12 protein-coding genes are annotated in these 12003 nt (G+C 70.5%); 2 read left to right on the forward strand and 10 right to left on the reverse strand.

From position 1 onward, the window contains the following. Window positions 1-190: 190 nt before the first annotated feature. The 7 genes from ACLBWJ_RS14465 to ACLBWJ_RS14495 all read right to left on the reverse strand — a co-directional run bounded on the left by ACLBWJ_RS14465 (window position 191) and on the right by ACLBWJ_RS14495 (window position 6877). Window positions 191-1123, reverse strand: coding sequence for a glycosyltransferase family 2 protein (locus ACLBWJ_RS14465; protein WP_447660614.1), 933 nt, complete (start codon window positions 1121-1123; stop codon window positions 191-193). A 37-nt stretch (window positions 1124-1160) separates the two neighbouring features. Then, complete coding sequence (locus ACLBWJ_RS14470; RefSeq protein WP_447660615.1) at window positions 1161-2246, reverse strand: glycosyltransferase; 1086 nt, start codon at window positions 2244-2246, stop codon at window positions 1161-1163. Window positions 2247-2249: 3 nt separating this feature from the next. Beyond that, a complete protein-coding gene (locus ACLBWJ_RS14475) occupies window positions 2250-3692 on the reverse strand; it encodes an LCP family protein (RefSeq protein ID WP_447660616.1) in 1443 nt (480 codons plus the stop codon). After that, a complete protein-coding gene (gene purE, locus ACLBWJ_RS14480; protein ID WP_323987766.1) occupies window positions 3689-4156 on the reverse strand; it encodes a 5-(carboxyamino)imidazole ribonucleotide mutase in 468 nt (155 codons plus the stop codon). The genes ACLBWJ_RS14475 and purE overlap by 4 nt, the downstream gene beginning before the upstream one ends. 111 nt (window positions 4157-4267) lie before the next feature. Next, window positions 4268-5395 carry a 5-(carboxyamino)imidazole ribonucleotide synthase gene (locus ACLBWJ_RS14485; RefSeq protein ID WP_447660617.1) on the reverse strand — a complete coding sequence of 376 codons (1128 nt, stop codon included), beginning with the start codon at window positions 5393-5395 and terminating at the stop codon, window positions 4268-4270. 76 nt (window positions 5396-5471) lie between these two features. Then, window positions 5472-6026 carry a PH domain-containing protein gene (locus tag ACLBWJ_RS14490; protein ID WP_447660618.1) on the reverse strand — a complete coding sequence of 185 codons (555 nt, stop codon included), beginning with the start codon at window positions 6024-6026 and terminating at the stop codon, window positions 5472-5474. Window positions 6027-6088: 62 nt separating this feature from the next. Further along, window positions 6089-6877, reverse strand: coding sequence for a biotin--[acetyl-CoA-carboxylase] ligase (locus ACLBWJ_RS14495; RefSeq protein WP_447660619.1), 789 nt, complete (start codon window positions 6875-6877; stop codon window positions 6089-6091). Window positions 6878-7006: 129 nt separating this feature from the next. Between ACLBWJ_RS14495 and ACLBWJ_RS14500 the strand changes: the two genes are divergently transcribed. Both ACLBWJ_RS14500 and ACLBWJ_RS14505 read left to right on the forward strand, forming a co-directional pair. Then, window positions 7007-8596: an acyl-CoA carboxylase subunit beta gene (locus tag ACLBWJ_RS14500; protein WP_181574233.1), complete on the forward strand. Its 1590-nt coding sequence runs from the start codon at window positions 7007-7009 to the stop codon at window positions 8594-8596. Continuing rightward, window positions 8593-8844 carry an acyl-CoA carboxylase subunit epsilon gene (locus ACLBWJ_RS14505; RefSeq protein WP_181574234.1) on the forward strand — a complete coding sequence of 84 codons (252 nt, stop codon included), beginning with the start codon at window positions 8593-8595 and terminating at the stop codon, window positions 8842-8844. Before ACLBWJ_RS14500 ends, ACLBWJ_RS14505 begins: the two co-directional genes overlap by 4 nt. Window positions 8845-9045: 201 nt before the next feature. On the opposite strand, the gene ACLBWJ_RS14510 is transcribed toward ACLBWJ_RS14505, so the two are convergent. The 3 genes from ACLBWJ_RS14510 to ACLBWJ_RS14520 are packed head-to-tail and all read right to left on the reverse strand — an operon-like array spanning window position 9046 to window position 12003. Next, the gene (locus tag ACLBWJ_RS14510; RefSeq protein WP_112617392.1) at window positions 9046-10122 is read right to left on the reverse strand and encodes a hypothetical protein; all 1077 of its coding nucleotides are present in this window, start codon (window positions 10120-10122) and stop codon (window positions 9046-9048) included. Continuing rightward, on the reverse strand, window positions 10119-11357 hold the full coding sequence (locus ACLBWJ_RS14515; protein WP_274178905.1) for a sensor histidine kinase: 1239 nt from the start codon (window positions 11355-11357) through the stop codon (window positions 10119-10121). Before ACLBWJ_RS14515 ends, ACLBWJ_RS14510 begins: the two co-directional genes overlap by 4 nt. Continuing rightward, window positions 11347-12003: a response regulator transcription factor gene (locus ACLBWJ_RS14520; RefSeq protein WP_114588562.1), complete on the reverse strand. Its 657-nt coding sequence runs from the start codon at window positions 12001-12003 to the stop codon at window positions 11347-11349. The genes ACLBWJ_RS14515 and ACLBWJ_RS14520 overlap by 11 nt, the downstream gene beginning before the upstream one ends.

The raw sequence follows: 12003 nt of genomic DNA on the forward strand, positions 1-12003 counted from the left end.
CCAACGGGCGTGGCGCAGGCACTCAAAGCCAGCATCCCGACCACGAGGCCTCCGAAGAGGCGGACGCTCGTGGCGGTCGCCAATGACGTTGTTCTGCGCGCGCGGGGAGAAGTCACGCATTCATTCTGCGGCCATCGCCTGATTCAGACGGCATCCACGCCGTTTCGTCATCCGTCCGTTACGGCGGCACTCAGCGCGACATCCGGCGGCGCAGGCGACGTAGCCGCGACCAGATCGGCTGGTGCGCATCGATCTCGGTGCGGATGACAGCCCGCTGCTCCCGCAGTTCGCGCCGCAGCGACTCGACCTCGCTCCGCACCTCAGCGACGATGCGCCGCTCCATGGCGCCCAAGTAGAGCGGCAGCCCCGCGCCGTTGTCGGCCACCCACGCGCGGAGCTCGCGATCGCGAACGACCATGTCGTCGCGGTCGTGCAGATGTTCCAGCGCGAACATGCTGTTTCCCTCGGCACCCGACGCGCTCGGACGTTGCGTCCAGAAGGCGAGCGGCGCTCCCCCGATGAAGCCGAGCGTCCCGACGGCGAGGACGCGGAGATAGAACTCCCAGTCCTCGACGGCTTCGAGCGACTCGTCGTAGAGACCGACCTGCTCGTGCAACGCGCGACGGTAGAGCAGCGAGATCGGAACCGCCCGGTTGACCTCGAGCAGGTCGATGAATCGCAACGCCGTCAGGTCCGCCCAGAACGGAACGCGCCCCGTCTCGACCCAGCGTCCGGCGCGCTTCTCCTCGTACACGATGGCCGTCGCGACCCCGACCCCCGAGTCGTCCGGATGGTCGTCGAGGAAGGCGACTGTGCGCGCGAGGAACTCCGGCGCCCAGAAGTCGTCATCGTCGTGGATGACGACGAACTCGGTGTCGAGAGCGTCGACGCCCGTATTCGCTGCGGCACATCGACCGCCCGGGGCGCGGGAGTCGAGCACCGTCACCGTATCGGCGACGGCCGACGCCCCGACCACGGCGTCGACGGCAGACCGATCACTGCCGTCGTTGACCACGATGATCCGCCGGTCGCCGAGGGTCTGGGCGGCGACATCGGCGAGCGCCCGGGCGAGGAACTCGGGCCGATCGGCCGTGCGGATGACGACTCCTACGCGTGCGGGCATATGTCCACCATAGGAGGAAGGAACCGACGACAACGGCTCACAGCTCGGCGTGGAGGGCCCACACCCGCTCGGCGTGATCGCGCCACGAGAACGCGCGGCCACGATCGGCGGCGCGCACGGCCCACCGGTGCAGTTCGTCCGGCGACGAGAGCACCTCCCCCGCCGCATCCCGCAGTTCGTCGAACGGCGCTATGCGCGCACCGTCGAGCAGCACCTCGCGATGCACGGGCGAGTCGCAGGCCACGACGGGCACCCCGAGCACCATCGCCTCCACGGCCCGCCAGGGGAACCCCGATCCGTCCGAGAGCGCGATCAGCAGGACGGCCGCGTCGAGCACGGCAGCGCGGTCGGCAGCATCCAGCCGGCCGGGCACGATGACCCGGCCGCGGTCGATCCCGGACTCGGCGATGGCGCTCGCGACGTCGGCCGGCTCGTCGAACACGACGATGCTGGAGGTCTGCTCCCCGGCGATGGAGGCCAGCACGGCCCGCAGCTGTTCTTCCGTGCCGCCCGCGACGACCGCCGCCCGGTCGGGCACGCCGAGCTCGCGCCGCCGCCCGACGGCGTCGGTCGGAACGCGGAAGTCGGCGGGCGCGGCCCCGGGGATGACGCGGATCCGGCCGCTGAGCTTGGGGGCGATCTCCGCGAGGCGATGCGCAGTGGCATGCGCCGGAACGATGACGGCGTCCGCGTGCTTCTCGGCGCGCTTGAGCAGCGCGCGGTGCGCAAGCACCGTCGCGCGGGGGAACAGTGCGGGCGTGTCCCAGACCGCGAGGTCCCACAGCGTGACGACGGTCTGCTCGTTGTCATGAGCCCGATCATGCTTGACGAGCGGCGCGAGCAGGGTCGGCGCATGCAGCAGCCCTCCCGCGACGCCTCCCGGGATTCCCATCGGCCAGGAGGCCAGCAGACCGGTCCGCGGGAACGGGGCTCGGACGGTCTGGGCCAGGCCGCCGACCCCAGCAGCCGCCTCCGCGGCGTCCGAGGGGACGACCGCAGCGACCTCGCATCGCGCCGGCGCCGTCGCGACCAGCGCGCGCGCCACTTCGAGGGACGCCTCGGCGGAATCGGCGTCGACGACATCGACCAGCTGGTCGAGCACGACCCGCAGAACCGTGGTCATCGCTCAGCCCTCCGGCGCGGGGGTCGGGGTCTGCGGGTGGAGCGCGTCCTGCACCATCTGCCGGACGAGGGCCCAATCGGGATCCGCTTCCTCGACGCCGTTCTCGGGCGTGAGCTCGATCGTGGTCACCGGCTGCTCCTTGGCCTTCATCGCGATGTCGGCGAGGAACGGCAGCAGATCGGCCGGGATGTCGGTCTGCACGAGCACCTGCCCTGCGTCGGCGATCTCGGTGAAGCGGTCGAGCACGTTCTGCGGTGTCATCTGCGCGAGGATCGCCTGCTGCAGCTCGCGCTGGCGACGCATCCGGTCGAAGTCGCTCGTCGTGTAGCGCGACCGGGCATACCACTGGGCGGTGTCACCGTCCATGTGCTGCTGACCCGCCTCGATCCATCCCTCGGCCCAGTCCTCGGCCGGCTGCCCCTCGTACTGGGGCCCGCCGCCCTTGGGTAGGCGCTCGACGACGTTGATGTCGACACCGCCGAGCGCGTCGACGAGGTCGGCGAAGCCCTTCATGTCGATGAAGACGTAGTAGGGAATCGTGATTCCGAGGATGCCTTCGACGGCGTCCTTCGTCGCCTCCACCCCCGGCGACGATCCGTCGTCATGTGCGTCCGGATAGAGGGCGTTGCCGTCGCGACAGATCTCCACCTCGGTCTGCAGCTGGTTGATGCCGCTGCTCCACCCGCAGTTCGGGTCGACGCGTCCCTCGTGGACGTCGGGATACAGATCCTTCATCGGCCCCGGAGCGAACGGGAAGTGCCCCATGTCGCGCGGGACACCGGTGATCGTGGTCGCCCCGGTCTCCGCGTTCACGGACACGACGGAGATCGAGTCGAAGCGCATGGAGTCGCGGCCTTCACCGCTGTCGGCACCGAGCAGGAGGACGTTGTAGTAGCCGTCCGACGGCGGAACGCTCGGCCCACTCGCACCGAACACGGTGCTGAGCGTCTCGCGAACGGAGTTCACGCGGTCGAACGTCCACGCGGCGGCCGACGTCGACGCGACGGCGAGCAGAATGGCCAGGAGCGGGACGCCGATGCGGGCCACCGTGCCCGCGCGCACGAGCTTCACCAAACGCAACGTGTCGACCGTCAGCACGATCCACAGCACCGCGTAGAACGCGATCACCACCTGGACGATCAGCAGGACGAACCAGTTGGTGGCGAGCGAGAGCAGCAGCGGGCGCCACAGCAGACCGGTCAGCACGGTCAGGAGTGCGATGACCCACATCGTGATCGTTGCGGCGAGACCGAAACGCCCCAGTCGGCGATTCCCGGCGAGCACCTGGGCAGAGCCGGGCAGGAGGAAGTTGAGCACGACGAGCCACCACCCGCGACGACCCATGACCTCGGGCGAGGTAGTGTCGGGATGCCGCAGCGGCCGCTCCTCGATAAGGCTTCCGCGTCGCGGCCGTGCAGGGTTGCGCGGCGGAGCGGTGACGGTCACAGAGATTCCTTGAGTCGGAGGTTCTTCTCCTCGACCTGCTGCTCGAGGCTGCGGGCGTACTCCTCCAGCCGATCGGCGAGCTCGGCGTTGCCCGCGCCGATGATGCGCGCAGCGAGGAGGCCGGCGTTCTTCGCGCCGTTGATCGACACGGTGGCCACGGGGATGCCGCCGGGCATCTGGACGATGCTCAGCAGCGAGTCGAGTCCGTCGAGGGTCGCGAGCTGCACCGGCACGCCGACGACCGGCAGCGGCGTCAGCGACGCGAGCATGCCCGGGAGGTGCGCCGCTCCCCCCGCGCCGGCGACGATGACGCGCAGCCCTCGCCCGCGTGCCTCACGACCGTAGCGGAGCAGCTTGTCGGGGGTGCGGTGGGCCGAGACGACTTCGACCTCGTGCGCGACACCGAGGTCGGTGAGCGCCTGCGATGCGTCGCTCATGACGCGCCAATCGGAGTCCGAACCCATGACGACTCCGACGAGCGGAGCGTCCGACGAATGCAGCGGCGAGGATGTCACCGACCCAGGTTAGGCGGGCCACCTGTGGAATCCCCGGAGCGGCGCGGTACCCCCGAGGGCTCAGTCGTCGAAGTTCGCCGCCACCACGCGGGCGTCGCCGACGACGGCGTCGAGGTCGTCGCCCGACAGGTTGACGTGTCCGACCTTGCGCCCGGGCCGCGGGGCCTTGCCGTAGGTGTGGACCTTCGCACCCGGGTGGGCTTCGAGAGCGGCGGGGATGCGCGCGGCGAGCGAGTCGGAGACGGGACCGCCCAGGATGTTGATCATGACCGACCACGGCGCTCGCGGAGCCGTGTCGCCGAGGGGCAGATCGAGCACTGCGCGGAGATGCTGCTCGAACTGTCCGGTCACGGCGCCGTCCTGACTCCAGTGGCCGCTGTTGTGCGGGCGCATCGCGAGCTCGTTCACGAGGAGCCGGTCATCGGCCGTCTCGAAGAGCTCCACCGCGAGCATGCCGGTGACACCCAGCCCTTCCGCGATCGCGACCCCGATGTTCTCGGCGACCTCGATGAGGCGCTGACCCGCCCGCGGAGCCGGGGCGATGACCTCCGCGCACACCCCGTCGCGCTGCACGGTCTCGACCACGGGGTACGAACGCCACGCCCCGGAGGGCCGCCGCGCCACCTGCTGCGCGAGTTCGCGCGTGAACTCGACGAGCTCCTCGACGAGCAGCTGTCCCCCCGGCTCGAGGGCGTCGAGCCAGTCAGCGGCGTCGTCCGCGGAACGGACGACACGAACGCCTTTGCCGTCGTATCCACCGCGCGGCGTCTTCACGACCGCGCGCCCGCCGTTGTCGTCGAGGAAGGCTTGCAGGCCGGCGGCATCGGAGATCGCGGCCCACTCGGGCTGCGGCATCCCGAGCTCGGCGAGCCTCGCGCGCATGCGCAGCTTGTCCTGTGCATAGAAGAGCGCGTCGGGACCGGGGTGCACGGCGACGCCGTCATCGACGAGCGCCCGGAGCACCTCCTGCGGAACGTGCTCGTGATCGAAGGTGATGACATCGACGTCGCGAGCGAAGGCCCGGACCGTTTCGAGGTCGCGGTAGTCGCCCGTCGCGGTCGCCGCGATGGCTGCAGACATGCCCGGCTCCTCGGCCAGGACGCGCACATCGAGTCCCAGCTCGACGGCCGGCGCGATCATCATGCGGGCCAGCTGCCCTCCGCCGACGATTCCTACTCGCAACGACATGGCGCCTCCTCCGGGTTCGCATCCATCATCCCGCACACGGAGACGGGGTCGCACGCGTGAGCGGGCGCGATCATGCTCAGGCGTCGGAGCCGATGATCGGCATGCTGTGCGAGTCGCGATGCGCCAGAATCTGGCTCACCTCGACCTGGTCTGCCAGCACCTCGTGGACGAGGGCGACGGCCGGGATGCTCCGCAGCCGCATGGCGGGGTCGACGCCGTTCGAGAGCGTCAGCGTTCCCGTCCCGTTCAGGCGCTGGATCGGGCCGCGCGACTCGTCGATGCCGTAACCACGGATATGGCTGAGCTCCGACCGGCGACGGACGATGAGTCCCGAGGTCTCGATGACCCGACGGGTCGTGATCGTGTACGAATGCGCGAGCCAGCGCAGGTACGGCAGCACGACGAGGAGCACGACCACCAGCCCCGCGGCCGACCACAGCATCACGTCGGTGAAGGGGTCGGGCACGTTCCCGGTGAAGTACCCCGTGACACCCGCGATGACGATGAGCAGCAGCGCCGGCAAGAGGAGCGGCCCGGCGTGCGGGCGCAACCGCGCGACACGAAGCTCGGGGGCCGCGGCACCGAGCGCTGGCGCGACGGGGCGACCGAACGAGGCTGCTGGCTGTGTCACAGCACCATCATGGCCCGCGGGTGCGACAACGCCTCGGCGGCACGCCCGGATGCCGCGAGGCCTCAGCCGACTCCGCGGACATGCACGACGTCGCCGGCTCCGACGACGCTCTCGACAGCGCCCGTCCGCACGACCAGGCGCCCGTCCTCATCGAGGCGCTCCGCCGTCCCCGTCAGCGTCTCGCCGCCGGGCAGCGAGACGACGACGTCCTCGCCGATCGTGACGCACGCCGCGGCGACCCGCTCCCGGAGGGCGTCGTCGGCGCCGCTCACCGCGAGGTGGGCGATGTGGTCACGCAGGCCCCTGAGGTAGTCCGCGAGCAGTCGGTCCTCGTCGACCTCCACCCCCAGCACCGCGAGGGAGGTCGCCGTGGCGACCGGCAGGTCGACCTCGGCCATCGTGGTGTTGACCCCGGCACCCAGGATCACGTCGCCGGCCTCGCCCGGCAGGACCTCGGCGAGGATGCCGCTGATCTTCCGCCCGTCGACGAGGACGTCGTTGGGCCATTTCACACCGACCTGCCGGTCGTGCAGCTGCGCGGAGACGGCGTCGCTCATCGCGAGACCGGCGACCAGGGGGATCCAGCCGCGCGAGTGCACCGGCACAGCGCCCACGCGCAGGAGCACCGAGATCGCGAGCGCGGTGCCCGCGGGAGCCGTCCAGCTGCGATCGAGCCGGCCGCGACCGGCGCGCTGGTCGGTCGTCAGGAGCACCGAGAGGTGCGGGTGGGCATCGGGGTCGGCCTCGACGTCGCGACGCAGGTGGGCGTTGGTCGAATCGGTGTGCTCGACGACGTGCACGCGGGGCGAGACCGCGGCCGCGCGGGGATAGCCGTTCTCGGGGATCGTCATGGCGTCACCCTACGATGCCGGATCGCGGCTCGGCGAGGGGTTGCGCCCGAGGGTTTCCACAGGCGATCGCCGTCGTCGTTGTGGGTGTGCTCCAACGGCTGCGGGGCCGCGCTGGATAGGGTGGAACGCGTGACCGACCAGCCCGACCTGTCCACGACCGCCGGCAAGATCGCCGACCTCCGCGCCCGCTACCAGACGGCCGTCGTCGACGCCGAGACCGCGGCACGCGAGAAGCAGCACAAGAAGGGCAAGCTCACCGCCCGCGAGCGCATCGAGATGCTCGTGGACCCGGGGTCGTTCGTGGAGCTCGACGAGTACGTGCGCCATCGCACCACCGCGTTCGGCATGGACCGATCCCGCCCCTACGGCGACTCCGTCGTCTCGGGCGTCGGCACGATCCACGGCCGCACCGTCGCGGTCTACTCGCAGGACTTCACGACGTTCGGCGGCTCGCTCGGCGAGTCCGCTGGCGAGAAGATCATCAAGGTCATGGAGCTCGCGCTGCGCGGCGGGATGCCGATCATCGGCATCCTCGACTCGGGTGGCGCCCGAATCCAGGAGGGCGTCGTGGCGCTCGGCAAGTACGGCGAGATCTTCCGCCTGAACACCGCGGCGTCGGGAGTGATCCCCCAGATCTCGCTGATCATGGGGCCCGCCGCGGGCGGCGCGGTCTACTCCCCCGCCCTCACGGACTTCGTCATCATGGTCGACAAGACGAGCCAGATGTTCGTCACCGGCCCCGATGTCATCAAGACCGTCACCGGCGAGGACGTCGGCATGGAGGAGCTCGGCGGCGCCCACACCCACAACACGCGTTCGGGTGTCGCGCACTACCTGGCCCAGGACGAGGACGACGCGATCGACTACGCCCGGTCGCTCCTGAGCTTCCTGCCCGACAACAACATGTCGGACGCCCCGGTGTACGAGACCGGCTTCGAGTGGGAGACCACTGACGACGACCGTGCCCTGAACGTCGTCATCCCCGATTCACCCAACCAGCCCTACGACATCCACCAGGTCATCTCGGGGATCGTCGACGAGGGCGACTTCCTCGAGGTGCAGCCGCTGTTCGCACCGAACATCGTCGTCGGCTTCGGCCGGGTCGAGGGACGGACGGTCGGCATCATCGCCAACCAGCCCTCGCAGATGGCGGGCACTCTGAACATCGATGCCGGCGAGAAGGCGAGCCGGTTCGTTCGTTTCTGCGACGCCTTCTCGGTGCCGATCGTCACCCTCGTCGACGTTCCGGGCTATCTTCCCGGCACGGATCAGGAATGGACCGGCGTCATCCGCCGCGGGGCCAAGCTGCTCTATGCCTACGCCGAGGCGACGGTTCCGCTCGTGACGGTCATCCTCCGGAAGGCCTACGGCGGCGCCTACATCGTGATGGGCTCCAAGCAGCTGGGCGCCGACGTGAACGTCGCCTGGCCGACGGCGGAGATCGCTGTGATGGGCGGCCAGGGCGCGGTCAACATCCTCTACCGCGGTGAGATCAAGCGCGCCGAAGAGGCAGGCGAGGATGTCGCCGCGGTGCGGTCGCGCCTGGCCTCCGAGTACACCTACAACGTGGCCTCCCCCTTCCTGGCCGCCGAGCGGGGCGAGCTCGATGGCATCATCGAGCCGGCGCAGACGCGCGTCTACATCGCGAAGTCGCTGCGCGCGCTCCGGGGGAAGCGGGCCGAGCTGCCCGCGAAGAAGCACGGGAACATCCCGCTGTGAGCGGTCGAGAGGATTCCCGGGACGAGGCGGGCCACGACGAGCGACCCCTGCGCATCGAGGTGCGGCGCGGCGATCCGACCCCGGAGGAGCTGGCCGCCGTCATCGCCGTCGTGAGCGAGTCGTACGCCCAGGAAGCCGCGGAGGCGATCGCCCCCGAGCCGGCCCCCGAGTCCGCCTGGCGGCGCTCGGCACGCGCGCTGCGGACGCCGCTGCGGCGCGGCTTCGGCTGGGGGCGTTTCACCGGTTGACGGGCGAAACTGATTTTGTCCCCCGAAATACCTACAGACGGATCTGGCACGCTGCCGCAGACTGAATGTGCTGGAACGCTGCTGCGTTCGGTCACCCGAGCTTCTAGCCGGTGACTGCTGCGAGTCGGTTTTCGGGTAACCACTCGCATGGCGAGGGGCGGGCGGCTTCGCCGCCCCTCGCCCCCAGCACCTTCCGTTCGGTCAGAGACGCGGGCGGGGCCGCGCGATCTCGCGCCAGAGATCGACCGTCTCATCGGCGTCGTCGTCATGACGCGAGCGACCGACGACCGTGACCGCCGTGTCGGGATGCGTCGAGGTGCGGATGTAGAGCCGCTCCGACCGTGCCCCATCGAGCACGTCGGCGAGCTCGGCGCGGATGGCGGCGAGTTCGCGCTCATCGAGGCCGTCGAGGCCGCCCTCGTCGAGGAAAGTGACGTGGGATCCGGCTCGCCGGACGTCTTCGAGCACGCGGCGCACCGCGTCGTCGAGCAGCCGCGGACCGCGCAGCTCATCGCGCAGACGCCCTTCCGCGAGCCGCGCCTGCAGACGCTCGTCGTCGTCGAGGTCGCCGCCCGCGTTGATGGTGCGCGAGAGCACCGGCCCCGCAACGGCGAGCGCGCGCTGCACGCGGACCCGGCGCTCGCGACGGCGGCCCTCCTGTGTGGCGAGCCATTCGGACGCCTCGCGTTGAAGCGCCGTGAGCTGCGCGGTCTCGACGGCCGCGCGGTCGATCAGCAGGACGATGATCTGCGCTCCGCCCACCCAGATCGCCGAACCGACGGCTCCCAGCGAGAGCGTCGGCTCCGGGCCGATCCACACGACCGACTGCAGGAACAGCACGACGATGCCCGACCAGGCCACGATCGAGCGCCGGCGAACGACGAGGACAGCCATCAAGGCACCGAGCCCGCCGAGGCTCCAGGTCGCGAACGGCTGCAGCCGCCCCTCTTCGCCCGCGGCCCACCAGGTGGCTGACGGGATCACGACGGTGACCGCGAGGGCGAGGAGCGCGATCCACAGGGGCAGCGGCGCCGGACGGCTCATGCCCGCCGTCACGGCGCTCATCGCCGGAACCTCCGCGGCCGGCTTCGCCGCCGCATCCATCGGCCGCGTGGGCCAGAAGATGCACAGGCCCGTGACGGCGAGGTAGACGACGAGATTCAGGATCAGCACGACGGGGACATCGACGGGGCGCGTCCAGAACATGCCGCCGACCGCCAAGTACGCCGTGAAGGCGACCCCGAGTGCCGACAGCACCCAGCGGACCGAGCGGTTCATGAGCTCTCCTGCCAGCTGATGGACACGGTCGTCCCTGATGCGTCGGAGTCGACCGTGGCGGCCCCGGCCACAGCGGCCACCCGCGCGATGATCGAGGCACGGATCCCGAGGCGATCCTCGGCGACGCGCGTCGCCTCGAAACCGGGTCCGTCGTCGGCGACGGTGATCGCAAGCCCAGCCCTGTCGGCGTGGAACGACACGCGCAGATTCGCAGCGCCGGCATGCTCGACCGAGTTCGTCACCGCCTGCGCCGCCGCGAGGTGCAGCGCTCGGGCGACACGGCCCGGCACAGACCGGGCATCGGGTTCGATCCGCTGAGAGACCCCGGCGTCCGGAGACAGTCGGTGGACCGTCGCTTCGAGCTCGGCACCGACGACGCCTGCCGGGATGGGGGCGTCGGGGCCCTCGCCCACCTCCTGGTCGACGTTCGCCAGTCGCGTGAGCGCTTCGCGGGCCATGGCGACCGCGAGAGTCCGCTCCCGGTCGGTCTCGGCGCGTTCGGCCGCGATCAGTGCTGCCAGCACGCTGTCGTGCATGAGTGCCGCGACGGCGACCCGCTCCTTCTCGACCGCGTCTGCTGCGGCCGCCTGCGCGAAGGAGCGGACCGCGCCCTCCCGTCCGCTGTCGATGCTCGCCGCGAGGGACCGGAGGATCCAGCCGACGACGATCAGGACGCTCGCGAGGATGATCGCGAACGCCGAGTCGAGCGCGACGTCGAGCACGGTGGCGGGCGTGAGAGGCAGAAGTGTGAGCCGCATCGCGCCGTACAGCAACGGCAGAAGGAACGCCCAGACGATCTGTCCGGCGAGCGGCATGCAGAAGACGGCCGCGACGGTCCCCACGTTGATGAGGAACCACAACCAGGGCTGCTCGTCGACGGTGGTCGACCGGTCGGCCGCCAGCGGCCACAGGACGGTCGCGATCGGGAAGACGCCGGCGAAGATCGCGGCGAACACGCGGACGGCCCGCGAGGTGATCAACGCGACGCACATCATCAGCAGCGTGCCCAGGACCACGATCAGCAGGATCGTGTGCCAGGCGGAATGTCCGGCGGGGGTGCTGAGCGCTCCCACGAGCGCCTGGATTCCGATGACGGCGCTTCCGGTGCCGACGACGATGCCCAGGATGCGGTCGATGCGCGACTGGGTGAAGCGCTGAGTCTGGGCCAGGGCCTCGCGGAACTCCGCGGGACGACGCGGGCGGGTAGTGCCGGTGCCCGGGGTCTCAGCGGGCATCGGAGGCTTCGCCGACGAGACCGTCTTCCATCGCACGGCGGAGGAGGTCGACCTTGGTGGGTGCGGGACGGCCGACCTCGACGTACTTCACGCGCACCCGGGTGATGTTCTCTTTCGCGGTGGAGTAGGCGATCCCGAGCCGCTCGGCCACCGCTTTCAGGGGCAGTCCGGCGGCGTACAGGCGGAGCACGTCGCGCTCGCGTGCGGAGAGCTGGGCATCGGCGAACGCCCGGTCGCCGTCGACCGCGCTGGCCCACTCGACGTTGTCCAGGTGTTCGCCCCGCGCCACCGTCCGAACCGCCGCGACGACGTCGTCGGTGCGCGCCGACTTGCTGATGACGCCCAACGCGCCCGCAGAGAGGGCTTCACGCACCGCCGCCGGCCGGTCGGCGACGCTGTGGATGATGACCTGCGATCCGTCCCATACGAGCTGAGCGACGTTCTCCGCCACGGTGGCGCCGTCGCCGAGCATGAGGTCGAGCACAACGACATCCGCCGGTGACTCCCCCGTGTCCTTCCGCCATCGCAGATACTCGGCGACGGTGCTGCCGGTGAAGACGACCTCCCCGACTCCCGCTCGGGAGCAGGCGGCGGCGAGCCCGAGCCGGACCGACTCGTGATCGTCGATGAGTGCCACCCGTGTCAT

The sequence above is a fragment of the Microbacterium sp. M4A5_1d genome (assembly GCF_053345465.1).